The 22,575-nt window shown below is 53.5% G+C and carries 26 protein-coding genes and 1 pseudogene; 15 read left to right on the plus strand and 12 right to left on the minus strand.

The window, feature by feature from the left end:
• Position 1: 1 nt before the first annotated feature.
• From ACVLVH_RS15055 to ACVLVH_RS15080, 6 genes are all read right to left on the minus strand, one after another.
• Positions 2 to 946 (minus strand): transketolase family protein, encoded by a 945-nt coding sequence (locus ACVLVH_RS15055; protein WP_101760785.1) that lies wholly within the window; start codon positions 944 to 946, stop codon positions 2 to 4.
• Positions 939 to 1,772 (minus strand): transketolase, encoded by an 834-nt coding sequence (locus ACVLVH_RS15060; RefSeq protein ID WP_192234240.1) that lies wholly within the window; start codon positions 1,770 to 1,772, stop codon positions 939 to 941. The genes ACVLVH_RS15055 and ACVLVH_RS15060 overlap by 8 nt, the downstream gene beginning before the upstream one ends.
• An 87-nt stretch (positions 1,773 to 1,859) precedes the next feature.
• On the minus strand, positions 1,860 to 2,960 hold the full coding sequence (locus tag ACVLVH_RS15065; RefSeq protein ID WP_498949646.1) for an ABC transporter permease: 1,101 nt from the start codon (positions 2,958 to 2,960) through the stop codon (positions 1,860 to 1,862).
• Position 2,961: 1 nt separating this feature from the next.
• Positions 2,962 to 4,476 carry a sugar ABC transporter ATP-binding protein gene (locus ACVLVH_RS15070; RefSeq protein ID WP_110865954.1) on the minus strand — a complete coding sequence of 505 codons (1,515 nt, stop codon included), beginning with the start codon at positions 4,474 to 4,476 and terminating at the stop codon, positions 2,962 to 2,964.
• Positions 4,476 to 5,087, minus strand: a complete 612-nt coding sequence (locus ACVLVH_RS15075; protein WP_498949648.1) for a DUF2291 family protein — start codon at positions 5,085 to 5,087, stop codon at positions 4,476 to 4,478. Before ACVLVH_RS15075 ends, ACVLVH_RS15070 begins: the two co-directional genes overlap by 1 nt.
• A 13-nt stretch (positions 5,088 to 5,100) precedes the next feature.
• Positions 5,101 to 6,042 carry a D-ribose ABC transporter substrate-binding protein gene (locus ACVLVH_RS15080; protein WP_101760789.1) on the minus strand — a complete coding sequence of 314 codons (942 nt, stop codon included), beginning with the start codon at positions 6,040 to 6,042 and terminating at the stop codon, positions 5,101 to 5,103.
• A 183-nt stretch (positions 6,043 to 6,225) separates the two neighbouring features.
• On the opposite strand from ACVLVH_RS15080, the gene ACVLVH_RS15085 reads away from it, so the two are divergent.
• Positions 6,226 to 7,170 (plus strand): sugar-binding transcriptional regulator, encoded by a 945-nt coding sequence (locus tag ACVLVH_RS15085; protein WP_498949650.1) that lies wholly within the window; start codon positions 6,226 to 6,228, stop codon positions 7,168 to 7,170.
• Between the two features lie 52 nt (positions 7,171 to 7,222).
• On the opposite strand, the gene emtA is transcribed toward ACVLVH_RS15085, so the two are convergent.
• Positions 7,223 to 7,852 (minus strand): membrane-bound lytic murein transglycosylase EmtA, encoded by a 630-nt coding sequence (emtA, locus tag ACVLVH_RS15090; RefSeq protein ID WP_498949652.1) that lies wholly within the window; start codon positions 7,850 to 7,852, stop codon positions 7,223 to 7,225.
• A gap of 163 nt (positions 7,853 to 8,015) precedes the next feature.
• On the opposite strand from emtA, the gene ldcA reads away from it, so the two are divergent.
• The gene (gene ldcA, locus ACVLVH_RS15095; protein ID WP_101760792.1) at positions 8,016 to 8,939 is read left to right on the plus strand and encodes a muramoyltetrapeptide carboxypeptidase; all 924 of its coding nucleotides are present in this window, start codon (positions 8,016 to 8,018) and stop codon (positions 8,937 to 8,939) included.
• A gap of 23 nt (positions 8,940 to 8,962) precedes the next feature.
• Positions 8,963 to 9,637, plus strand: coding sequence for an MBL fold metallo-hydrolase (locus tag ACVLVH_RS15100; protein ID WP_101760794.1), 675 nt, complete (start codon positions 8,963 to 8,965; stop codon positions 9,635 to 9,637).
• A 1-nt stretch (position 9,638) separates the two neighbouring features.
• On the opposite strand, the pseudogene ACVLVH_RS15105 reads toward ACVLVH_RS15100, so the two are convergent.
• A pseudogene (locus ACVLVH_RS15105) lies at positions 9,639 to 10,021 on the minus strand (hypothetical protein).
• Between the two features lie 129 nt (positions 10,022 to 10,150).
• The gene (locus tag ACVLVH_RS15110; protein WP_008108187.1) at positions 10,151 to 10,330 is read right to left on the minus strand and encodes a hypothetical protein; all 180 of its coding nucleotides are present in this window, start codon (positions 10,328 to 10,330) and stop codon (positions 10,151 to 10,153) included.
• Between the two features lie 199 nt (positions 10,331 to 10,529).
• On the opposite strand from ACVLVH_RS15110, the gene ACVLVH_RS15115 reads away from it, so the two are divergent.
• From ACVLVH_RS15115 to ACVLVH_RS15125, 3 genes are all read left to right on the plus strand, one after another.
• Positions 10,530 to 10,859 (plus strand): hypothetical protein, encoded by a 330-nt coding sequence (locus ACVLVH_RS15115; RefSeq protein WP_101761034.1) that lies wholly within the window; start codon positions 10,530 to 10,532, stop codon positions 10,857 to 10,859.
• Between the two features lie 61 nt (positions 10,860 to 10,920).
• Complete coding sequence (locus ACVLVH_RS15120; RefSeq protein WP_101761035.1) at positions 10,921 to 11,472, plus strand: hypothetical protein; 552 nt, start codon at positions 10,921 to 10,923, stop codon at positions 11,470 to 11,472.
• Positions 11,473 to 11,622: 150 nt separating this feature from the next.
• Entirely contained in the window at positions 11,623 to 11,871 is a 249-nt protein-coding gene (locus tag ACVLVH_RS15125; RefSeq protein ID WP_101760797.1) for a DUF883 family protein, read from the plus strand.
• A 31-nt stretch (positions 11,872 to 11,902) separates the two neighbouring features.
• Here ACVLVH_RS15125 and ACVLVH_RS15130 read toward each other — a convergent pair whose 3' ends face one another.
• Positions 11,903 to 12,097, minus strand: a complete 195-nt coding sequence (locus tag ACVLVH_RS15130) for a hypothetical protein (RefSeq protein ID WP_498949656.1) — start codon at positions 12,095 to 12,097, stop codon at positions 11,903 to 11,905.
• Positions 12,098 to 12,198: 101 nt separating this feature from the next.
• Complete coding sequence (locus tag ACVLVH_RS15135) at positions 12,199 to 12,396, minus strand: DUF6404 family protein (RefSeq protein ID WP_007891509.1); 198 nt, start codon at positions 12,394 to 12,396, stop codon at positions 12,199 to 12,201.
• Positions 12,397 to 12,600: 204 nt separating this feature from the next.
• On the opposite strand from ACVLVH_RS15135, the gene ACVLVH_RS15140 reads away from it, so the two are divergent.
• The 4 genes from ACVLVH_RS15140 to ACVLVH_RS15155 all read left to right on the plus strand — a co-directional run bounded on the left by ACVLVH_RS15140 (position 12,601) and on the right by ACVLVH_RS15155 (position 16,708).
• Complete coding sequence (locus tag ACVLVH_RS15140; RefSeq protein ID WP_277974754.1) at positions 12,601 to 13,857, plus strand: mechanosensitive ion channel family protein; 1,257 nt, start codon at positions 12,601 to 12,603, stop codon at positions 13,855 to 13,857.
• A 175-nt stretch (positions 13,858 to 14,032) separates the two neighbouring features.
• The gene (locus tag ACVLVH_RS15145; protein ID WP_280172708.1) at positions 14,033 to 14,392 is read left to right on the plus strand and encodes a GtrA family protein; all 360 of its coding nucleotides are present in this window, start codon (positions 14,033 to 14,035) and stop codon (positions 14,390 to 14,392) included.
• Positions 14,389 to 15,315: a glycosyltransferase family 2 protein gene (locus ACVLVH_RS15150; protein ID WP_498949659.1), complete on the plus strand. Its 927-nt coding sequence runs from the start codon at positions 14,389 to 14,391 to the stop codon at positions 15,313 to 15,315. The genes ACVLVH_RS15145 and ACVLVH_RS15150 overlap by 4 nt, the downstream gene beginning before the upstream one ends.
• The gene (locus tag ACVLVH_RS15155) at positions 15,296 to 16,708 is read left to right on the plus strand and encodes a hypothetical protein (RefSeq protein WP_498949660.1); all 1,413 of its coding nucleotides are present in this window, start codon (positions 15,296 to 15,298) and stop codon (positions 16,706 to 16,708) included. Before ACVLVH_RS15150 ends, ACVLVH_RS15155 begins: the two co-directional genes overlap by 20 nt.
• Positions 16,709 to 16,784: 76 nt before the next feature.
• On the opposite strand, the gene icd is transcribed toward ACVLVH_RS15155, so the two are convergent.
• The gene (icd, locus tag ACVLVH_RS15160) at positions 16,785 to 18,035 is read right to left on the minus strand and encodes an NADP-dependent isocitrate dehydrogenase (RefSeq protein WP_498949662.1); all 1,251 of its coding nucleotides are present in this window, start codon (positions 18,033 to 18,035) and stop codon (positions 16,785 to 16,787) included.
• 131 nt (positions 18,036 to 18,166) lie between these two features.
• Between icd and rluE the strand changes: the two genes are divergently transcribed.
• The 5 genes from rluE to purB are packed head-to-tail and all read left to right on the plus strand — an operon-like array spanning position 18,167 to position 22,557.
• Positions 18,167 to 18,805, plus strand: coding sequence for a 23S rRNA pseudouridine(2457) synthase RluE (gene rluE, locus ACVLVH_RS15165; RefSeq protein ID WP_371419600.1), 639 nt, complete (start codon positions 18,167 to 18,169; stop codon positions 18,803 to 18,805).
• 30 nt (positions 18,806 to 18,835) lie between these two features.
• Entirely contained in the window at positions 18,836 to 19,309 is a 474-nt protein-coding gene (locus ACVLVH_RS15170; RefSeq protein ID WP_101760804.1) for an NUDIX domain-containing protein, read from the plus strand.
• Between the two features lie 42 nt (positions 19,310 to 19,351).
• Positions 19,352 to 20,464, plus strand: coding sequence for a tRNA 2-thiouridine(34) synthase MnmA (gene mnmA / locus ACVLVH_RS15175; RefSeq protein ID WP_110865945.1), 1,113 nt, complete (start codon positions 19,352 to 19,354; stop codon positions 20,462 to 20,464).
• Between the two features lie 36 nt (positions 20,465 to 20,500).
• Positions 20,501 to 21,142, plus strand: coding sequence for a high frequency lysogenization protein HflD (hflD, locus tag ACVLVH_RS15180; RefSeq protein ID WP_222233269.1), 642 nt, complete (start codon positions 20,501 to 20,503; stop codon positions 21,140 to 21,142).
• A gap of 44 nt (positions 21,143 to 21,186) precedes the next feature.
• Complete coding sequence (gene purB / locus ACVLVH_RS15185) at positions 21,187 to 22,557, plus strand: adenylosuccinate lyase (protein WP_101760807.1); 1,371 nt, start codon at positions 21,187 to 21,189, stop codon at positions 22,555 to 22,557.
• Positions 22,558 to 22,575 lie beyond the last annotated feature (18 nt).

Below are 22,575 nucleotides of genomic sequence, written 5' to 3' on the forward strand. Positions count from 1 at the left end.
TTTACGCTCCTGCACAGATGCGCGCTGCACTCTTCACCACGCTGGCGGCATCAATGCCATGTCGGGCACGGGTGGAGGCGCGATCGCCAGCAATCGCGTATTCGCCGTCGGGGATGCCCAAACGCAGCAGCGGGATGCCACAGCCGCCTTCCGCCAGCACTTCCGCCACCAGGCTGCCGACGCCGCCGTTGACGTTGTGTTCTTCCACGGTAATGACCGCTGGATAGTGATTTAACAGCTCGCGCAGCTGTTGGGTATCACAAGGTCGAATCGATGGAATGCTGATCACACCTGCTGTAATGCCTTGCTCATGCAGTTGCTCGGCGGCGTGAACCACCTCGTGAACCGTCGAGCCCATCGCCACCAGCACAATGTCATGACCTTCACGTAACACGTCGATTTGGCCAGGACGGAATTGATAGTTTTCATCGTGCAGCTGCGGCAGATCCTTACCGTCCAGACGGATATACACCGGCCCGACATGCGCCAGCGCATACTCAATAATCTGGCGGCACTCCAGCGGGCAGGATGGCGCATAGATTTCGATGTTGCCGAAGCCGCGCATCACCGCAATGTCGTCGATGCTGTGATGGGTGCTGGCCAGCGGGCCGTAGCTGGCACCGGCATTCAGGCCAAACAGTTTAACGTTGGTGTTGTTGTAGCAGACGTCGACTTTAACCTGCTCATTGGCGCGGGAAACCAGGAACGGCGCGGCGTTGCAGGTCACGGCCACTTTGCCGCCAATTGCCAGACCGGCGGCGGTGCCCACCAGCGTTTGCTCCGCGATACCCACGTTGATCAGGCGATCGGGGAATGCTTTGATAAAGGGCGCAATTTTCGCGGTTGAGGTGGAATCGGCCACCACCGGCACTAAATCGACACCGCGATTAACCGCATCAATAAATGCCTCAACCATTACCGTCGCCAAATGTTTTGCATTACTCATCTTTTAATTCCTCCAGTGCCAACGCAATCTCTTCCCCTTTCGGCACGCGGTGATGCCACTCCGGTTTGCCCTGAATAAAGGAGATGCCGAAGCCTTTTTCGGTATGCGCCACAATCACCTGTGGCTTGCCGCTGTTGCGCGGCAGGTTTTCGATGGCGTCCACCACCGCCGCCATGTCATTGCCGTTGCACTCGCTCACATCCAGACCAAAGGCGCGCCATTTTTCCGGCAGCGGATCGGTATTCATGATGTCGCGCGTATGCCCCGCCAGCTGCAGCTTGTTCTTGTCATTGATGATCACCAGGTTATCGAGGCCGTAATGCGCCGCCACCAGCGCCGCTTCCCAGTTGCTGCCTTCCGCCAGCTCACCGTCACCGGTGACGACAAAAATGCGTCGGTCGCTGTTATCTTTCTTCGCCGCCAGCGCAATGCCGACCGCCACCGGTAAACCGTGACCCAGCGCGCCGGTGTTCAGCTCAACGCCCGGCGTTTTTTGCCGCACCGGATGGCCCGGCAGATGCGAATCGGAATGCTGATAAGTCGGCAGCCATTCGGTGGGGAAATAACCGGCTTCTGCCAGCACGCAGTAATAACCGCCCACCGCATGGCCTTTCGACTGGATATAGATGTCGCGCTGCGGATCGTTGGTGCGATCTGGCGCGCAGTTCAGGATGCGGAAATAGAGCGCGGTAAGGATCTCAACCTGTGAGAGATCGGCACCGGTGTGACCGCCCGCCGGGCTGCCCGCATTAAGCTGGATGATGCGGCGGCGCACGGCGCGCGCTTTCGCTGCCAGATCCGCTACCGAGTATTTGAAAGGATTCATAGACACCTCTGAATTTTAAAGCATGGATGAATATTTATTCGTGATGAAGAAAAAAAGGTGCAGACAATCAGCGCCTGCACCCACCGATTAACTTTTTGCCGGGCTACCGCCCTCCTCAATCAGCGCTTTCTGCGCCACCACCGCCGCTTTCTGCTGCATGCGGCTCTGCATTTGGTCGATGATCACCGCCACGATAATCACGATGCCTTTGATCACCATTTGCCAGAACTCGCTCACACCCATCATGATCAAACCGTCGGCGAGGAAGCCGATCACAAAGGCACCAATCAGCGTGCCAAGAATGGTGCCGCGTCCACCCGCCAGCGAGGTACCGCCCAGCACCACTGCGGCAATCGCGTTCATTTCAAAGGAGGTTCCGTTCGCCGGATGGCTGGCCACCAGCTGCGACGAGACCACGATGCCAGCAATTGCCGCGCAAAAACCGGAGATGGCATAGACCCATATTTTCACCGACTTCACTTTCACGCCCGAGAGTTCAGCGGCGCGTTCGTTATCGCCAATCGCGTAAACCTGACGGCCAAACGGCAGGCGGCGCGCCACGTAGGCAATCACCAGCGCCAGCAGCACCATCATCCAGATGGCCCACGGCAAACCAAGGAAATAGCCAGCGCCAATCTTGTCGAATCCGGTATTCCCCAGCATTTCATTGCCCTGCAAACCGGGGAAGGTTTCGCCGCCCGAGGTGAGCATCGCCGTGCCGCGCAGGATGTACATGGTGCCGAGCGTGCAGATGAACGGAGCCACGTTATAGCGGGTAATGATCCAGCCATTGACCGCGCCAATCAGCCCGCCAATCAGCAATACAATCGGCACGATTAGCCATACGCTGGGGAAGATAGCGATGCCAAACATCGGCAACACAATGCCTTTGGTAATCAGCCAGCCGGCGATCATGCCGCACAGGCCGAGCGTAGCGCCGATAGAGAGATCGATGCCCGCCGTGATAATGACAAACGTGATGCCGAGCGCGAGGAAGGCGTTAATGGCGATGTGTTTCACCATGATCACCATGCTGCCCACCGCGAGGAAATCGGGCACCGTGATAGCGAAGAAGCCGACAATGAGAAACAGCGCAATAAAGGTGCGCAGTTTGAGCAGCAGCAAAATCAGGCTTTCGCGTGAGTTGAATGCTTTGGCAGGCGATGCGAGCGCGCCGTTGTTTTTCATATCAGAACCCTTGTGCGCTTGCTTTAACCAGCGCCGCCTCTTCCGCTTCAGCGCGCGGCAGGTCAGCAGTCAATTTGCCGCCGGACATCACAATGATGCGATCGGCTACGGCCATGATCTCTTTCAAATCTGAGGTGGAGAACACCACCGCAATGCCCTGCTCCGACAGCTTCACCATCATGCGGAACACTTCGCCTTTGGCACCAACGTCGATACCACGGCTCGGTTCATCCAGCAGCAGCAAGCGCGGATTGGTCAGCAGCGATCGGCCAATCACCACCTTTTGCTGATTGCCGCCGCTCAGTGCGCTAATGGCGACATCCGGCGAGGAGATTTTGATTGCCAGATTGCCGACGGTGCTGGTCACCACTTCGCGTTCCGCCTGCTCTGAAATCACGGTGCGATGCGACAGACGCCGCCACAGGCTGGCGATGGTGAGATTACTCGCCACCGATGAGATGGGAAAAATGCCCGAGCGTTTGCGATCCTCCGGCACCAGACTCATGCCCATACGAATGCGTTCAGCGGTCGGCAGACGCGTCGGCAGCGGTTTGCTGTCGAGCCACAGCTTGCCGAGATAGTTACGCTGCGTGCCAAGCAAACACTCAAACAGTTCGGTGCGCCCCGCGCCCATCAACCCGTAAATGCCGACGATCTCTCCGGAACGCACCTGAAAACTGACATCATCCACCAGCGTGTTGCCGTTCGGGCTGACGCAGGTGATGTGTTCGGCTTCCAGCACCGGCGCACCGAACTGGCGATCCGGCGGCAGGAAAGTGCCGACCGGTTCACTGCCCAGCATTTCGCGCACGATCCACGGCACGTCGATATCGCTGACCTGCGCTTCGGCCTGAAAACGCCCGTCGCGCAGAATGGTGATCACATCACCAATCGCCATCAGCTCCTCGAGCCGATGCGAGATATAGATGATTGAGACGCCCTGACGCGTCAGTTCGCGGATCACCCGAAACAGGATCTCCACTTCAGTTTTGCTCAGCGCCGAGGTCGGTTCGTCGAGGATCAAAATGTCAGCGTCCTCCGCCAGCGCTTTGGCGATCTCCACCAATTGCTGCTGGCCAACCTTCAGGCTGCCGACCTTCTCATCCGGTGAAATTGGCTGATCGAGGCGCTGCATCAGCGCGGCGGTGCGGCGTTTCTGCTCGGCTTCATTGATGGGCCGAATGCCGCTTTGGATTTCCCGGCCAAGGAAAATGTTCTCCGCTACGCTGAGGTTCTCAAACAGGTTGAGCTCCTGATGCACCATGCCGATGCCGTGACGCGCGGCGTCTCGCGTGCTGTGAAACGCCACTTTGTTACCGTTCAGGAACATCTCACCGCTGGTCGGTTGCTGCACGCCGGCGAGAATCTTCATTAGCGTCGATTTGCCCGCGCCGTTTTCGCCAATGATGACGTTGACTTTGCCGCGCCACACGCGGTAATCCACGCGATCCAGCGCTAAGGTGCCAGGGAACAGCATCGACATCTGATTCGCTTGCAGAATGATCTCGTCGCTCATTATGGATTCCCCTGCTGCAGCTGCACCGCAACCACCTCATCCACCGTGCCTGCGCCCATGCTGACGGCCAGCAGCGCCTGCGCCGGTTTGCCCACCCAACTGGCATCCACTGCGGGCAGCTGTTTCACCGCGTGGCGATTGAGTGCTTTGGTGAGCTGCGCGTACTGCACCTGATTAGTAAACTCTTCAAAGCGGAAACCGGCTGCATCGCGAATCGCGTTGCCGCGCAGCACCGGACCAATCAACACTTTCACCGGCTTGCCGTTGATGGTCATGGTGAGACTGCGTTCCCGCTCGTTGCTGTTATCAAACGCCGTTACCGTGCCTGCCGCGCGCACAAACACGCTTTCGCTGCCGCCCGCTTTGACGGTGTGGCTTTTGGTTTCCATATCCGCCCAGCTCAGCGCCTGCTTCTCAGCTGGCTGCTGCACGCGGCTGGCCCAGCTTGACTCCGCAATCTGCTGCGGCGTTTGATCGCTGTAGCCCGGTTTGGCGTTGGGATCTTTCGGCATGATGGGTTTGCCGTTGGCATCGAGATCCACCACGGTGCAGGCGGCTAACATCAGCGTCAGCAGCGCCACCAGCGTGCCGCTCAGCGCTTTCCCCTTCATGCCGGCCTCCATGTTATGGCGCCAGCTTAAAGGTTTTCAGCTTCGCGGCGTTGCTGTCGTCAATCAGCACGCAATCCATCAGCTGCTTCTCCTCTTTCTGCGCTTTGCCGTTCTTCAGGTAGTAATCCACCTGCTCGACGGCCATCTGCGCCTGATCCCAGCCCGGCTGCAGCACCGTCGCTTTGATGTTGCCTTTATTGAGGATGGAGTCGCGGGTGTAATCGCTGCCGTCGAAGCCGACCACAATCACATTGGTTTTGCCCGCCGCTTTCAGCGCCGCTTCCGCACCGAGCGCCATGGTGTCGTTACCGGAGATCACGCCAACGATATTCGGGTTCTTCTGCAGGATGGTTTCCATGCGGCTGAAGGCTTCAGTCTGGCTCCAGTTGGCACTTTGCTGCGCCACCATCTTCAGATCGGGATAATCATCCAGCACATCGTGATATCCCTGCGAACGTACACCCGCATTGGTATCTGACTCTTTGCCCAGCAGCTCGACATAATCCCCTTTGCCGTTCAGCAGTTTGGCGAACTTCTCGGCACCGAGCTGTGCGCCCTGATAGTTGTTGGAGACGATTTGCGCTACGGCGATGCCGGTTTTATTGATTTCGCGGTCAATCAGGAAGGTAGGAATGCCGGCATCTTTGGCTTTTTGCACCGGGCCAACGGTGGCATCTGCACCGGCGTTATCAAGAATGATGGCTTTGGCTTTGCGCGCGATGGCGGTTTCAATCAGCTGATTTTGCTTATTCACGTCATCATCATGCGAGGCCACCAGCGTGGTGTAACCGAGGGCTTTGGCTTTCTCCTGCGCGCCGTCGGCTTCGGCCTTAAAGAACGGGTTATCATGCGATGGCGTAATAATGGCCAGCAACCCCTTATCCGCCGCCAGCGACGCCGCCGAGATCATCATGATTGAAGCAAGTAGAGAGACTTTGAGGACAGAGGCTTTCATTTGTTATCTCCGATTGAATATATATTCAATTGCGATTTTATATGCATAATGACTATGCGCTGGCTTCTTGAGCACGTCCATTGCCCGATCCTCAAAAAGCGAAAACGATCACAAAATGTTCTGCGTTGTTATTTATGACAGGCTGATTAACAATACCAGGCAGGTTAAGAGAGAGAAAAAACCATGGCAAAACAGGATGAACAGCGGCTGATGGTGAAAATCGCCACGCTTTATTATGTGGAAGGCAGGAAGCAGTCCGACATTGCGCAGCTGTTGAAGCTGTCGCAATCTTTTGTGTCGCGCATCCTTAATCGCAGCGTGAAAGAAGGTGTGGTGAAGATCAGCGTGGTGCCGCCGGCCAATGTGTTCCCTGAGCTGGAAAAAGCCATTGAGCAGCTGTATCAACTGCCGCAGGTGATTGTGGTGGATGTGCCGGATCAGGCTTCTGCATTGCAGATCAAACAGGCGATCGGTTCCGCCGCCGCGCACTATCTGGAAACGCGGGTGCGTGCCGATGAGCTGATTGGCATTTCCTCCTGGAGCGGCACCATTCGCGCCATGGTCGATGCGCTGCATCCGCTCAGCGCGCCGTGCCAAGGCGTCATTCAGCTGCTGGGCGGCGTGGGCGCTAACGGCAATGTGCAGGCCACGATTTTGACGCAGAATCTCGCGGCGCTGCTGAGTTGTCCGGCGTGGCTGCTGCCGTCGCAATCAATCGAACACTCGGTAAAGGATCGCCAGCGTTTATCGGTTAATCCCGATGTCGCGGTGGTACTGGAAAAGTTTGATCAGGTGGACCTGGCGATTGTCGGCATCGGCGATCTCGAGCCGTCCGCCCTGCTGCGTAATTCCGGCAACTATTACGACGGTGAGATGCTGCAAACGCTGGCCGAACGCGGCGCGGTAGGCGATATCTGCCTGCACTATTTTGACGCCGACGGTCAACCGGTGCTGAACGCAGAGGAAGATCCGGTAATTGGTATGGAGTTGGCGCAGGTAAAACGCTGTCCTCAGGTGGTGGCGTTAGCGGGCGGCAAAGAGAAAGCGCAGGCGATTCGCGGGGCGTTGCGCGGCGGTTATGTGCAGGTGTTGATTGTGGATTATCCGACGGCGCGATTGTTGGTGTAGCGGCGCAATTCATTGCGTCATAAATCGCGCCGCAACAGATAGGTGTACAGCATCAACCGATGGTACGGTAGGCGGTGGTGACTTTCCATAAATAACGCGGGGCCTGCGCCGCCGGATGCTTATTCTGTACGTGCTGGTAAAACTCGTCCGGCGTCATGGAATTGATCATCGCAATAGCACGGTCGCGGTCACGTGAGAAAGTATGCAGCAAGGCACCAGCACCGTTGGCGTAGGAGACAATGGTGGCGTAACGCAGGGTCAGCGGATCGCGAATTCCGGCTAAGGCGGAATCCTGCAGAATTTTCAGGTAAGCCGCGCCAATATCGATGTTCTTCGCCGGATCGCGCAGCTCGGACGAGGATGGCTGACCATGACGGCCCTGGATGCGATAGACTTCGCGGCCCGCGGTCGAGGCCTTAATTTGCATCAGACCAACCGCATTGGAACGGCTCACCACGGTGGGATTGCCTCCGGATTCGACACTAATAATGGCGCTGATTAACTTCTCATCAACGCCATAATGACTGGCGGCATCTTCGGTAAACATTGACCATGCATCATTTACTTTCGACGGCGGTGCCTGAGTTAACGGCGTATTCTTCTCGGGCAGTGCCGGTTTTTCCGGCTCGCTGGAACAGCCAGCAAGCAGCAGTGCAGAAAGCATAAGTAGGCGAATTTTCACTGATTTTTGGTTCCGCAATAGGGTTGGCGCAAGCTATCATACCTGGCGCAGCGCGATGCAAAATTACCGTTTATCCTAAATCGGTAAAAAACCTTATGCTACCGTGACTTCGATAACGCATTTCGTCATCATCAGCAGGCCACTCTACAGCAGGATGGAAGTTATGGTTACTCCCCGCACGCTACGTCTCATCGCCCCTTCCGGTTATTGCCACAATCAGGACGCCGCCCAGCGCGCGGTGAGTCGTTTACAGGCTGCTGGCCATCATCTTGACAATCTATCGGCGATCACCCGCCGCTTTCAACGCTTTGCCGGCGATGATGCGCAGCGGCTGAATGATATCAATGCGCTGGCCACGCTGGAGGCGCTGCCCGATATCGTGTTGGCGGTGCGTGGCGGCTACGGCGCTTCACGTTTGCTGGATAAGATCGATTACGTTGGCCTGCAACGTCGATTGCTCAATCAACCGGTGGCGCTGTGCGGCCATAGCGATTTCACCGCGCTACAACTGGCGTTACTGGCACAAATCGGGCTGATCACCTTTAGCGGGCCGATGTTGGCCGGTAACTTCGGCGCCGAGGCATTATCTGATTTTACCGAATCGCACTTTTGGCAAACGCTGACATCACCTACAGTCAATCTAAGCTGGCGCAGCACCAGCCCGGATCACGGCCGCTGGCAAGGCACGTTATGGGGCGGCAATTTAGCGATGATTTGCTCGCTGATTGGTACGCCGTGGATGCCGCAAATTGAAGGCGGCATTCTGGTGATCGAAGATGTGAACGAACATCCGTTCCGTATCGAGCGCATGCTGATTCAGCTGCAGCAGAGTGGCATTTTGTCGCGCCAGCAAGCGATTATTACCGGCAGCTTTACCAGCACATCGCTGTCGGCGTATGACAACGGTTTTGATTTTGCCACCGTGTGGCAGCGCATTCGTGACGAGTTTCAGATTCCAGTGATTAGCGATCTGGCTTTTGGACACGATGCCGATACCGTGACGCTGCCGCTGGGCGCTAGCGCCACGTTGCAGATTGAGAATGGAGAAGCACAGTTCGCCTTCACCGGCCATCCGACATTGCGCTAACGTGTTGCCGCAGGAGACCGACAATGAAGCCACTGTACGACGATTTGTGGATCTCCACGCCAGAATTCCCCGCCGAAGAGACGGCGAGTGACTTAATGATGCATGGCTTTATGCTGTGCCACCCACGCGGCAATTTATTGATTGGCCGCGTGGAGCATCCGCTCGATCATGAGTTCCTTAACGATGCCGGCGGCGTCATTCGCCACTATTTAACTCACTGGCACGAAGCCGCGCCGGGAGCGATCGCCATTCAGCAGCGCTTTAATAGCGCGCTCTATTGCCACAGTCGTTCGCTCGGGCCGGTCAGTTTGGTGATTGAGCCCGACGAAACCTTTACACAGCAAGAGACGCACTTCGGCGATTTTCACCTGCTGCCGACGCCCGGACACACGCCCGGCAGCAGCAGCTATCTCTACCACTCGCCGCTCGGCCACACTTATCTGTTTGTCGGCGATACGCTGACCCGCGATTACAACCGCTGGATCAGCGTGCTGATGCCTGAAAGCAATCCCACCGAACTGCAGCAGTCGCTGGAGTTGTATCGCTCGTTACGCCCGGATGTCGTGCTGATGAGCACCACGCGCGGACATCTTTCGTGGGCTAAGGTGAATTTGCAGAGCTGGCTGGCAGCCATTGATGAGGCGGAACAGTCGCCGCTGGATTTGCGCCAGCGGCAACTCATCAAACCGGGCTATTAACTCACGAGTTTGGACGCGCGCTGTCGTCGTAGCGTTCCAGCGACAGAATCTGCGCATCGCGCTTATCGGTGCGGCTGCAGGGCAACAACTTGTTGCTGTTGGCGTAGACGAAGAAAGTTTCATCGTTCTTTTTATTCACGATTAACTGATCGCCATTACGAAAACGGGTGATGGCGACTTTATCGCCCCTTTCAGGCTGGTGCGCTGCTGCCCGGCAGCAATCTGGAAGTGGCGCGTTGGCCACATTAACGTACTCAAACCATACTCGGCACGCGATACCGTCATAGTCGGACGGCCGGGACAGGTGATTTGGTATTCGGTTTCGCTCCAGGCGGGCGCTATCTGACATGCCAGCACGCCAACGGCCATGACTAGTGCCTTCATTGGGTTCTCCGCTGAGGTTAAATGATGATTTCGTGGCGTGATTGGCCTTGCTGCTGCATTCCATAAACTTCATCCAACAACAGCAAAGCCTGGTACATCAAGCGCAATGAGATTCTGCGGGAGCAGGCACTATTCAGCGGCCACTTGCGCCGCGACCAACATCAATGCCAGTCCGGCTTCTTCGGCTTCAAAACGCTGCATCACTTCCTGAATGGCCGCTACGCAGTTCATTACCTGCTTCTTTTTGTCGGCTTCTAATTTGTCGATCGCGTGCTGAAGAATCATTAAACTCGCTTCTTCTTCTTTCATTAATTTACCCTTGTTTTGCTTACCTGGTGCGCAACGCTGGCAAGAATACCGTTTCTCTGCTAGTAAAGTCACCCCTTTACATTCCTTCCGCTTAACGATTATACAAATGACAAATGGGAAGCAGCGTCAGACCTGCTATGATCCACTTATCAGTACGCATAGGCGTGCCATGGCAAACCAGGGAATGAAGCAGGTGCTCATGTGGCGAATCACGGTTGTACTCACCCTTTTAATGTTAGCTGGCTGCAGTTCCGCACCGAAAGGTGTCGACTGTCCGGGCGAAGTGTCGACGATTTATGGACAATCGATGGGCAACACGCAGGCGCGGATCTTTGATTTGGTGAGCGCCTTCGCCGTATCGCGCGATGGCGTGAAGGTGCAAAGCGGTACGCTGCACTCCACCGATCGCTTTCAGTACGTGCCATCGGCCATCACCGCGGAGGGCTTTTACGCGCAACGCCTGTCTGATAAACAGTTCCGCCTGATCAATCCTTATCAGAACACCATGATTACCTGGACGTGCCCATAAGCCGTGCGTCGCAGCGTGAGATGGTTTATTGTCTGCCCATCGCACGCGGCGGACCTGCATGATGGAAAAGAGTCTGGATAACAATGGCTATATCGATTTCCCCTTTCCGGCCAGCACCAATGCGGATGGCTCGGTGAATCCCTGTGGATTTGACCTCACGCTGGAAACCGATCGTATTGATGAGATCACCGCCGGTAAACACTCCGAAAATATGCGGCGCCTGCTGGAAGAAGTGAATCTGCAGGATGGCTTATTTATGACCCTGGCCTGCGACTGGCAGCAACGTGACGATGGCGTGTGCGGATTTATCGATGTGGCATTTCGTCCGACGGTGGCAGGCTTCAATACGGAAGAGACGCAAAGCCTCGATCAGGCGTTTGAAATCTACCTCAGCCGTCAGGAGAAGCAGCACAACATGCAGAGTGGCACGCTAATCAACTACGCTCGTGCGGTGCTTGATTGGAGCTGGTCTCCGCTGCAGCAGCGCCACATGCGCTACGAAAAAGTGACCTTGCGCTATTACTGCCAGCAGGCCGACGATGCCGAATGGTGTTTTGACCACCTGCGTCACTTTCTGGTGAGCTGGTATCCGGCTTATCGCGGTCAGCGCTAACTTCAGGTTTTCGCTTTCCCACTCCGCTGGCATGCGCAGAATTTTTGCGTACTGCAAACTGCTGTTACAACCTTTACCGCTGCGTCATTTGCTGCCTGCAGTTTCTCTGACTACGCTTTACAGGACATTCACCACGATCAGGGAGTCATTATGAGCGACAAAGCGGAAGCAAAATTGAATGAAGCGGCGGGTGCCGTCCAGGAAAAATTTGGTCAATTCACCGGTTCACGCCGTCATGAAGCCAAAGGCGCGGCGCGTCGTTATCCGGCTCAGGCCAGCTATGCGGTTCAGGATGCAGCGGATTGTGTGGTGAAATCGGTACGCGATAACCCCGCGACCGGCCTGGCAGTTGCAGCCAGCATTGGTGTGATTGTCGGTTTTCTGCTCGGACGTAAGTAATCCGTTAAAACGGGGCCTCAAGGCCCCGATTTTAATGGTGCTGACCCACTTCATATATTCCTTCTTTGATATGTTCATCCGGCGTTTCAGCCACATCTGCGGTGCTGTTTTCCATCTTCAAATGACGATCGTGCTGCAGGGTTAACGTTATTGAGCTTGAAGGCTGTGCGCAAGCAACCACAGACAGCAGCAGAAAAAACCACGCAGCGACAACTTTCTTTCCCATCGTTCTTTTTCCAGCAAGCTGAGATATGTCGGCTCAGATTGCCCGAGTAAATGAAAATGAGCGTCAATGTGCCGCAAAGCTCTGTAGTCAGTTGTGTACAACTACACCTGCGCGCGCCGTGCTTTGTATCGCGCAACCATGGTCATCAGCGCCTGGTAAATTAATCCCGCATACAAGCTCATCACGATCACCATGCCGATCTCTTTGCCCTGCGCCTGCCACGAAACAAACCACATAAAGATGCCCCACAACAGCGAAAACAGCAGCCAGCCCTTAACGAACTTGATTACACCTTGCATACCACCTCCTGAATCGTAAGCGCTGAAGATAACGGTTTAGTCTTTAATGCACACTGCCATCAGCACGTAAATGTTAACTGTTTCAAAGTTCTGCGAAAGGGAATGTAAACCCACGATGGTGTAGACTAATGCGCACGCGTCGCATATCGCCATCGGCGCGATTATGTTTGAATTCCCGCCAACACTGTCCGGCATGTGGTTGAAATGAATTATTTAAGCAAGATACAAAGTTTTATTGAGGGTAACACGGTGCTGTCGGCCGCTTTCAGCCTGGTATTATTGATGTTTGCCGGCATGATCGCCCATCTGATCTGTAAATTCTTTATCGTTAAAGTGGTCAGAAAGGTGTTCTTCAGCACGCACAAAAATCAGGTGCCGCTGGATAAGGACGTCAGGCTGTCGGAGAAGCTCTCTAACTTTATCCCAGTGATCACGGTCTATTATCTGCTGCAGTTTATGCCAGATTTACCCGAGCATCTGTTGATCGCTATTAAGACCATCTGCGGCATTCTGTTCTTCGTCTATTTATCGCTGTTCTTTACCGAAGTGCTGGAGATTGTTAATAACTCCTATTCGAAAAAAGCAAAGCGCAAAAATCACTCGATCAAGGGTTATATCCAGGTCGGCAAGATTCTGGTGCACATTATTTCGGCGATTATGATTCTGGCGATTATGTCGAATAAATCGCCGGTGATTATTATCTCCAGTTTGGGTGCCGTAGCGGCGGTATTGATGTTGGTGTTCCAGCATACGCTGATGTCGCTGGTGGCCAATATTCAGGTGTCATCGAACGATGTGCTGCAGCTCGGCGACTGGATTGAGATGCCGGATAACGGCATCAGCGGCGAAGTGATCGATATCGCGCTGCATACCATCACCATTCGCAACTGGGACAATACGCTGTCGCGTATCCCCACCAAAAACTTCCTCACCGAAACCTACACCAACTGGCAGGCGATGTTCTCCTCCGGCGCGCGCCGCATTATGCGCAGTTTCCATCTTGATCAGATGTCGATACGCTTTCTCGATCACGAGATGGTGCAGCAGATGAGCCAAATCCGCGGCGTCAGTGAGCAACTTTCAGCACTGATGGATGGCCGCGATAGCAATGCGGTGGGCGAACGCTGGTTTGCAGAAAACGGCATTACCAATCTGACGGTGTTTCGTAAATACCTGACGGCGTGGCTGTCGCAGCGCGACGATATCAAAAAGGATATGTATATCGTGGTACGCGCCATGAAGCCTTCGCCCGAGGGTTTGCCGGTGGAGGTTTATTGCTTCACCTCGTCAGTGCTGTGGGTGGATTACGAGGATTCGCAGTCGGCCATTTTTGAGTATATCTATGCGATCGTCGGTCACTTCTCGCTGCGGATGTACCAGCAACCGGGTGGCAGCGATTTCTGGCGACTGTCGCAGGAGCGCGCTCAAATCGCCAAACCCAATGAGCAGCAAGTCGATTAATGCATTAAAAAAACGGAAGCGATTAGCTTCCGTTTTTTCTGACGATGAGTGAATAGCCTGCGCTTATGACATACCGGTGAGGACGCTGATTTTTCAACTTTATTTATCGTACCCCTCCATGTAAAATTCGCATCTATTTTGCAAATAATGATGTCGTCATGGCTAATATTTCACTATGTTGAAATTATTCTCACGTTTTTTATCAGTTGGCATCATTAACACACTGATTCATTGGATGGTGTTTGCAGCCCTGTATTCTCTTAATACCCGCCAATGGCTGGCTAATCTGTTGGCTTTCATTGTCGCGGTAACATTTTCATTTTTTGCCAATGCACGCTGGACGTTTAAAGCCGAAGCGACAACTTTTCGCTATGTCATCTTCGTGGCCTTTATGGGCATAATGGCCGCCGGCATCGGCAGTTTCGCCGATCATACGCATATTAATCCGATTATCACGCTTATTTCATTTTCTATAATAAGCCTGGTATTCGGCTTCATCTATTCAAACTTTATTGTTTTTAAGGTGAAAAAGTGAAAATTTCTCTGGTCGTTCCCGTCTTCAATGAAGAAGATGCAATCCCGATATTCTATCGTACCGTTAAAGAAAAACTCTCTTCTTACCCTCTCGAAATTGTCTTCATTAATGATGGCAGTACCGATAGAACAGAGCAGATTATTAAGTCGCTGCGGGATGATGACGAATCTGTATTAGTCATTGATTTTATTCGTAACTTTGGTAAAGAAACCGCGCTGCTTGCCGGACTTGAACATGCTACCGGTGATGCAGTCATTCCGGTTGACGTTGATTTACAGGATCCCATCGAAGTGATTCCCTTGCTAATAAGCAAATGGCAAGAGGGATGGCCCATTGTGCTGGCAAAACGCAATGACCGCAGTAGCGATAGTCATTTCAAGCGTAAAACTGCTGCATGGTTTTATAAACTGCATAATAAGATCAGTTCACCAAAGCTAGAAGAAAATGTTGGAGACTTTCGTTTACTTTCTCGCGCGACTGTCGAAAACATTAAGCAATTGCAGGAACGCAATCTATTTATGAAAGGCATCCTGAGTTGGGTGGAGGGTGATGCTGCCATCGTGGAATATAGCCGTTCAGCGCGCGTTGCGGGAGAGGCAAAGTTTAACGGATGGCGACTTTGGAATTTAGCGCTTGAAGGGCTGACCAGTTTCTCAACCTTTCCGCTCAGAGTGTGGACCTATATTGGTTTTTTTGTCGCATTCCTGTCGTTCGTTTATGGCGCGTGGATGATCATTGATAAAATAATATGGGGTAACCCGGTTGCAGGTTATCCATCACTACTGGTATCAATACTGTTTTTGGGTGGAATTCAATTAATTGGAATAGGTGTGCTAGGTGAATATATTGGCAGGATATATATTGAAACCAAGCATAGACCTCGATATATTAAAAAGGAAGCAGATGACAAACATAGCTTGTAATAACTTTAAAGTTTATCTTTTTTTAGCTGCGGCATTATTGGTTTGCTATAGCCCTGTCTTTCTTTCAAGCTATGCCTTTTCGGATGATTGGTACTATCTGTTCAGCGCCCAAACTGATCCTGCCAGCATTTTCAAGTGGGACGTCCTTTCTGGAAGGCCGGCCTATGGTGCTTTGCGCTATGGTTTCTCTTTCCTGATATCCAGCCTGGACTCATTGATACTGATAAGAGTGCTATCCGTTGCCTCTCTCATATTACTAAGCTGTTACTTTTACAAATTTATCTCTGAGAGAGATATCCTTAAAAATCCACTGCAGAGAGTTATATTCTCTTTAGTGATCTGTTTACTGCCCTCTTTTCAGGTATTCAACGCCTGGTCAGTATGTTTTCCTTTTGTGACGTCTATTCTGCTTGCAGGATGGAGTTACTCAGCGTTAACCCGATTGCGCGGTATCAAGGGAGTCATCTTGTCAGCCTTGCTGATTACGCTCTCTTTCGCTATTTACCAGCCCACTGCCATGTGTTTTCTTTTTTTTGCGTTTATGGACACTTGCCTGACTTCACGTAAAGTCGATAAAAAGGAACTCATTCGTACATTCTTAATTATTTTCTTTGGCATGTTGATGGCATTAATATTAGCCAAAGTCATCCCGCTCCTGTTATTCGGCGAGACACTTTCAAGAAGTAACATTACCATCGATCTCATGGGAAAAATAAAATGGTTCTTTGTAGAGCCATTGAAAAATGCCATCTGTAATTTTGACACTGGCAGAAAAGCACTATCGGTTATCATCTCTCTGTTATTCATCTTTATTGGGCTGAAAAAAATTAGCGGGAACGGCAAGGAGAAAGTGATTTTATCTTTACTGTTCGCTGTTGCAGCAGTGACACCAAACCTATTGGTGACAGAGAGTTGGGCGGCTTACCGAACAATCAGTGCGCTCTCGCTGATTACCACGTCTTGCTTCCTTATCGGGCTATTCGTGGTGATCGATAAGACAAAATACTCACGATTCCTTTATCTATTGCTACCTGTCGCTGCCGGATGGCTTGCAGCCAACAATATTAAAGAGGGTTTTTCTTCACCTCAGCAAAAAGAGTATGCCCTTTTAAAAGACGAAATAACTAAAGTAGTCGCCAAAGATTTCGATGGCGCCCTATACTACCGCTTAAATAGTGAGAATTTGCCAAAAATTGCAAAATCATCGAAATATGATGAGTTTGGTTCTTTATCTTTAGGCATGCCGTGGACGTTTGCCGGTATGGCATTCACCGTAAAAAAAGAAGCGGGTATGAATTACACTCTAACCAAATCGCCAGTGATCACCGGCAATGAGAGCTGCACAGGAAAATGCATGATTATCGATGCTCAGTCGGTGCTGGCAAGGCAATAAACCGAGATTATCCGCGAACTTTAGACAAAAAAAGGGAGCCATTGGCTCCCGTTATGCTTTCTGCCCGAGTGGCAAATTACATGTTGCTGATGATCGCGTCACCAAACTCTGAACATTTCAGCAGTTTAGCGCCGTCCATCAGACGTTCGAAATCGTAGGTCACGGTTTTGTTAGCAATAGCGCCTTCAACACCTTTAACGATCAGGTCAGCCGCTTCGAACCACTCCAGGTGGCGCAGCATCATTTCTGCCGACAGAATCACTGAACCTGGGTTCACTTTATCCTGACCTGCATACTTCGGTGCTGTACCGTGCGTCGCTTCGAACAGGGCGCATTCGTCACCGATGTTGGCGCCTGGTGCGATACCGATGCCGCCAACCTGTGCCGCCAGGGCATCAGAGATGTAGTCACCGTTCAGGTTCATACAGGCGATCACGTCGTATTCCGCCGGACGCAGCAGGATCTGCTGCAGGAAGGCGTCGGCGATCACGTCTTTAACGATGATCTCTTTACCGGTGTTCGGGTTCTTGAACTTCATCCACGGGCCGCCATCGATCAGCTTGCCGCCGAACTCTTCTTTCACTAACTGGTAACCCCAGTCTTTGAAAGAACCTTCGGTGAACTTCATGATGTTGCCTTTGTGAACCAGGGTCAGAGAATCACGGTCGTTGGTGATGGTGTATTCAACCGCTGCGCGCACCAGACGTTTAGTGCCCTCTTCCGAGCATGGCTTAACGCCGATACCGCACTGCTCAGGGAAGCGAATTTTCTTCACGCCCATCTCTTCGCGCAGGAACTTGATCACTTTATCCGCTTCTGGCGTGCCCGCTTTCCACTCGATACCGGCATAGATATCTTCTGAGTTTTCACGGAAGATCACCATGTCGGTCTCTTCTGGACGCTTAACCGGGCTTGGCGTGCCTTTGTAGTAGCGAACCGGACGCAGACAAACGTACAGATCCAGCTCCTGACGCAGCGCAACGTTCAGAGAACGAATACCGCCACCAACTGGAGTAGTCAGCGGGCCTTTGATGGCAACGCGATATTCTTTGATTAAATCGAGGGTTTCCTGCGGCAGCCAGACGTCCTGGCCGTAGAGTTCTACTGATTTTTCGCCGGTATAAATTTCCATCCAGGAAATTTTTCGCTCGCCCTTGTAGGCTTTCTTCACAGCGGCATCAACCACTTTCAACATTACCGGGGAAACATCAACGCCGATACCGTCACCTTCAATGTAAGGAATAATCGGGTTATTCGGAACATTCAGTTTTCCCTGATCCAGGGTGATTTTTTGACCTTCCGCCGGAACAACTACTTTGCTTTCCATCAACCTCTCCTTCGAGCGATTTTTTGTTAATGATTTGTAAGATGCGGGTCAATACTACTTGATTATTTCCGCTACGCCAATCACCGTAGTTTCGCGCTATAATGCGCCGAATGTTTCCGACTGCAAAGCCCATGCGAAAAACTTCTCAACGAATTCACCAGGATAAGCGCGCAAGCGCCCCGGCACGTAAGCCCGTGCGCCGCGATACCCGTCCGAAAGGCCCAAGACGCGTCATACTCTTTAACAAACCATTCGATGTTTTGCCGCAATTCAGTGATGAAGCCGGACGCCGCACGCTGAAGGATTTTGTGCCGGTGAGCGACGTCTACGCCGCTGGCAGACTCGATCGCGACAGCGAAGGATTGATGATTTTGACCAACGATGGCGCGCTGCAGGCCGCGCTGACGCAGCCCGGCAAGCGCACCGGAAAGGTCTATTTTGTGCAGGTGGAAGGTGCGCCGCAGGAATCAGATTTATCCCTGTTACGCAGCGGCGTGACGCTGAACGATGGCCCCACTTTGCCGGCAGGGATTGAGTTAGTGGGCGAGCCAGAGTGGCTATGGCCGCGCCAGCCGCCGATTCGTGAACGCAAAGCGATTCCCACCAGCTGGCTGAAAATCACCTTGTTTGAGGGACGAAATCGCCAGGTGCGCCGCATGACGGCACACATCGGCTTTCCGACATTGCGCCTGATTCGCTTTGCGATGGGCGAACATCAGTTAGGCGATTTGCCCCCGGGTGAATGGCGCGATATCAGTGTAGCCATTTAATAACTTTTAGTTAACAATTTCGGAGGAAGGATGTTTAAACCTCATGTAACGGTCGCCTGTATTGTGCAGGCACAGGGACATTTGCTGGTGGTTGAAGAGCGCGTGCACGGTCGTATTACCTGGAACCAGCCCGCCGGGCATCTTGAGGCCAATGAGACCCTTCTCGAAGCCGCCCAGCGTGAACTGTTTGAAGAGACCGGCATTGAAGCCAAACCTGAATATTTCCTCGGCGTGCAGCAGTGGATTGCGCCGGACGATACACCTTTTGTGCGTTTCCTGTTTGGCCTCGATCTGGCCGAAAAAGTCGATACCTCGCCGCACGATCGCGACATCGACTGCTGCTGGTGGCTGCCGCCAGAGCAGATTCTGACGGCCAATCGCCTGCGTTCGCCGTTAGTGGCAGAGAGCGTGCGACTGTGGCAACAAGGCGAGCGTTATCCGCTGCATCTGGTCGCGCCGTTCCAGTGGCCGTTTCATGAGGGTGCGCGCCCCGCTTCTGCATGATAGAATGCGCCGCCTGTTTTTATCGTAATTTAAGAGTGCGTCATGTCTGACAACAGCCAGAAAAAAGTGATCGTCGGAATGTCCGGCGGCGTCGATTCTTCCGTTTCCGCCTGGTTACTGCAGCAGCAGGGCTACCAGGTTGAAGGCCTGTTCATGAAGAACTGGGAGGAAGACGATGGCGAGGAGTATTGCACCGCCGCCGATGATCTGGCTGACGCACAAGCCGTGTGTGACAAACTCGGCATCAAACTGCACAAAATCAACTTCGCCGCTGAGTACTGGGATAACGTGTTCGAGCACTTCCTGGAAGAGTACAAAGCCGGCCGCACGCCGAATCCTGACATCCTGTGCAACAAAGAGATCAAGTTCAAAGCCTTCCTCGAATTCGCGGCGGATGATCTCGGCGCAGACTTCATCGCCACCGGCCACTACGTGCGCCGTCAGGATGTGGATGGCCAAAGCCGCCTGCTGCGCGGCCTCGATGGCAACAAAGATCAGAGCTATTTCCTTTACACGCTCAGCCACCAGCAGATCGCGCAAAGCTTGTTCCCGGTTGGCGAACTGGATAAGCCGGAAGTGCGCCGCATCGCTGAGCAGCTGGATCTGATCACCGCGAAAAAGAAAGATTCCACCGGCATTTGCTTTATCGGTGAGCGCAAGTTCCGCGACTTCCTTGGTCGTTATCTGCCTGCGCAGCCGGGCGAAATCGAAACCGTTGACGGCGAAATCGTCGGTGAACATCAGGGCTTGATGTACCACACGCTCGGCCAGCGTAAGGGGCTGGGCATCGGCGGCCGTAAAGAGAGCAACGACGATCCCTGGTATGTGGTCGATAAAGATGTGGCGCGCAATCGCCTGATCGTGGCGCAAGGCGGCGAGCATCCGCGCCTGATGTCCGTGGGGTTGATTGCCCAACAGCTGCACTGGGTTGATCGCCAGCCAATGACCGCGCCGCTGCGCTGCACGGTGAAAACCCGCTATCGCCAGACCGACATTCCGTGTGAAATTATTCCGCACGGCGATGACCGTATTGAAGTCCGTTTTGACGAGCCGGTTGCGGCCGTCACGCCAGGCCAATCCGCCGTGTTCTATCTCGGTGAAGTGTGCCTCGGCGGCGGCATTATCGAACAACGCCTGCCTCTGGCAGAAGCCTAAGGTCGGCGCTGCCCGACGCGATGACAGGAGTTAAGCGTGGCTAAGAACTATTATGAGATTACGCTGGCGCTGGCGGGCGTATGCCAGGCCGCCCATGTGGTGCAACAGCTCGCGCAGCAGGGAAATTGCAATAACGCGGCAATGAATGTGTCGCTGCGCAGCCTGATCGATCTCAATCCCGGTTCGACGCTGGCAGTGTTTGGCAACGACGAAGCCAATTTAAAGGTTGGATTAGAGACCTTGATGGCGGTGCTCAACAGCAGCAATCGTCAGGGTGCCAGCGCTGAACTGACCCGTTATACCTTAAGCATGATGGTGCTGGAGCGTAAGCTGCATGGCAACAAAACCGCGATGAACACGCTGGCACAACGCATCGGCCAGCTTGACCGCCAGCTGGCGCATTACGAGCTGGAATCGGACACCATCATCAGCGCAATGGCCGGCATTTATGTGGATGTGATTAGCCCGCTGGGCCCGCGCATTCAGGTGACAGGTTCACCGCAGGTGCTACAGAATTCACAAGTGCAGAGTAAAGTGCGCGCCGCCCTGCTGGCCGGCATTCGCTCTGCGGTGTTATGGCAGCAGGTTGGCGGTGGCCGTCTGCAGCTGATGTTCTCGCGCCAGCGCTTGCTGAGCGAAGCTAAAACCATTTTATCCCGCCTGGGCCCGGCGTATTAAGCGCCGCCCCGGCATAATTGTTAAACGATTCAGGAGTTGCACTGATGGAATTATCCTCTCTGACCGCCGTTTCACCTGTCGATGGTCGTTACGGCGATAAAGTCAGCCCACTGCGCGCCATTTTCAGCGAGTTCGGTTTGCTGAAATTCCGCGTTGAGGTTGAGGTTCGCTGGTTACAAAAATTGGCCACGACTGTCGAGATCAAGGAAGTTCCTGCATTTGATGCCGACGCAAACGCTTTCCTTGATGCCATTGTCGCCAATTTCAGCGAAGAAGACGCGGCACGCATCAAAACCATCGAGCGCACCACCAACCACGACGTCAAAGCCGTGGAGTATTTCCTGAAAGAGAAAGTGGCCGATGTACCCGCGCTGCATGCGGTGTCTGAATTCATTCACTTCGCCTGTACCTCCGAAGATATCAACAACCTGTCGCATGCGCTGATGCTGGAAACCGCTCGTCGTGATGTGATCGTGCCGTTCTGGAACCAACTGATCGATGCTGTTAAAGGTCTGGCACACGAATACCGTGACATTCCGCTGCTGTCGCGCACCCATGGCCAGCCGGCAACGCCGTCAACCATGGGTAAAGAGATGGCGAACGTGGCATACCGTCTCGAGCGCCAGTTGCGTCAGCTGAGCAAAATTGACGTGCTGGGTAAAATCAACGGTGCGGTCGGTAACTATAACGCCCACATCTCCGCTTACCCGGAAGTGGATTGGCACCAGCTGAGTGAGCAGTTTGTAACCTCCTTAGGTCTCACCTGGAACCCGTACACTACGCAGATCGAGCCGCACGATTACATCGCAGAACTGTTTGATTGCATCGCGCGCTTCAACACCATTCTGATCGACTTTGATCGTGATATCTGGGGCTACGTCGCGCTCAATCACTTCAAGCAGAAAACCATCGCCGGTGAAATCGGTTCGTCCACCATGCCGCACAAAGTGAACCCGATTGACTTCGAAAACTCCGAAGGCAACCTCGGCCTGGCTAACGCCATGATGCAGCATCTGGCGAGCAAACTGCCGGTGTCACGCTGGCAGCGCGACCTGACCGATTCCACCGTGCTGCGTAACCTTGGCGTGGGCATTGGTTATGCGCTGATCGCTTATCAAGCCACACTGAAAGGCATCTCTAAACTGGAAGTGAACCGCGATCGTCTGCTGGACGAGCTGGATCACAACTGGGAAGTACTGGCTGAGCCGATCCAAACCGTGATGCGTCGTTACGGTATCGAAAAACCGTACGAGAAGCTGAAAGAGCTGACGCGCGGTAAACGCGTTGATGCTGCCGGTATGCAAACCTTTATCGATAGCCTCGAACTGCCGGAAGAGGAAAAAGTGCGTCTGAAGCAGATGACGCCAGCCAACTACCTCGGCCGTGCGATTCAGATGGTTGATGATTTGAAGTAATGCGGTGGCCAGGCGCGT

This window comes from Kluyvera sp. 1366 (assembly GCF_054823405.1).

Excerpts from the sequence above, each read along its gene's own strand:
- ACVLVH_RS15055 (WP_101760785.1), bottom strand. The coding sequence starts at position 946 with ATGAGTAATGCAAAACATTTGGCGACGGTAATGGTTGAGGCATTTATT.
- ACVLVH_RS15060 (WP_192234240.1), bottom strand. The coding sequence starts at position 1,772 with ATGAATCCTTTCAAATACTCGGTAGCGGATCTGGCAGCGAAAGCGCGC.
- ACVLVH_RS15065 (WP_498949646.1), bottom strand. The coding sequence starts at position 2,960 with ATGAAAAACAACGGCGCGCTCGCATCGCCTGCCAAAGCATTCAACTCA.
- ACVLVH_RS15070 (WP_110865954.1), bottom strand. The coding sequence starts at position 4,476 with ATGAGCGACGAGATCATTCTGCAAGCGAATCAGATGTCGATGCTGTTC.
- ACVLVH_RS15075 (WP_498949648.1), bottom strand. The coding sequence starts at position 5,087 with ATGAAGGGGAAAGCGCTGAGCGGCACGCTGGTGGCGCTGCTGACGCTG.
- ACVLVH_RS15080 (WP_101760789.1), bottom strand. The coding sequence starts at position 6,042 with ATGAAAGCCTCTGTCCTCAAAGTCTCTCTACTTGCTTCAATCATGATG.
- ACVLVH_RS15085 (WP_498949650.1), top strand. The coding sequence starts at position 6,226 with ATGGCAAAACAGGATGAACAGCGGCTGATGGTGAAAATCGCCACGCTT.
- ldcA (WP_101760792.1), top strand. The coding sequence starts at position 8,016 with ATGGTTACTCCCCGCACGCTACGTCTCATCGCCCCTTCCGGTTATTGC.
- ACVLVH_RS15100 (WP_101760794.1), top strand. The coding sequence starts at position 8,963 with ATGAAGCCACTGTACGACGATTTGTGGATCTCCACGCCAGAATTCCCC.
- ACVLVH_RS15110 (WP_008108187.1), bottom strand. The coding sequence starts at position 10,330 with ATGAAAGAAGAAGAAGCGAGTTTAATGATTCTTCAGCACGCGATCGAC.
- ACVLVH_RS15115 (WP_101761034.1), top strand. The coding sequence starts at position 10,530 with ATGTGGCGAATCACGGTTGTACTCACCCTTTTAATGTTAGCTGGCTGC.
- ACVLVH_RS15120 (WP_101761035.1), top strand. The coding sequence starts at position 10,921 with ATGGAAAAGAGTCTGGATAACAATGGCTATATCGATTTCCCCTTTCCG.
- ACVLVH_RS15125 (WP_101760797.1), top strand. The coding sequence starts at position 11,623 with ATGAGCGACAAAGCGGAAGCAAAATTGAATGAAGCGGCGGGTGCCGTC.
- ACVLVH_RS15130 (WP_498949656.1), bottom strand. The coding sequence starts at position 12,097 with ATGGGAAAGAAAGTTGTCGCTGCGTGGTTTTTTCTGCTGCTGTCTGTG.
- ACVLVH_RS15135 (WP_007891509.1), bottom strand. The coding sequence starts at position 12,396 with ATGCAAGGTGTAATCAAGTTCGTTAAGGGCTGGCTGCTGTTTTCGCTG.
- ACVLVH_RS15140 (WP_277974754.1), top strand. The coding sequence starts at position 12,601 with ATGAATTATTTAAGCAAGATACAAAGTTTTATTGAGGGTAACACGGTG.
- ACVLVH_RS15145 (WP_280172708.1), top strand. The coding sequence starts at position 14,033 with ATGTTGAAATTATTCTCACGTTTTTTATCAGTTGGCATCATTAACACA.
- ACVLVH_RS15155 (WP_498949660.1), top strand. The coding sequence starts at position 15,296 with ATGACAAACATAGCTTGTAATAACTTTAAAGTTTATCTTTTTTTAGCT.
- icd (WP_498949662.1), bottom strand. The coding sequence starts at position 18,035 with ATGGAAAGCAAAGTAGTTGTTCCGGCGGAAGGTCAAAAAATCACCCTG.
- rluE (WP_371419600.1), top strand. The coding sequence starts at position 18,167 with ATGCGAAAAACTTCTCAACGAATTCACCAGGATAAGCGCGCAAGCGCC.
- ACVLVH_RS15170 (WP_101760804.1), top strand. The coding sequence starts at position 18,836 with ATGTTTAAACCTCATGTAACGGTCGCCTGTATTGTGCAGGCACAGGGA.
- mnmA (WP_110865945.1), top strand. The coding sequence starts at position 19,352 with ATGTCTGACAACAGCCAGAAAAAAGTGATCGTCGGAATGTCCGGCGGC.
- purB (WP_101760807.1), top strand. The coding sequence starts at position 21,187 with ATGGAATTATCCTCTCTGACCGCCGTTTCACCTGTCGATGGTCGTTAC.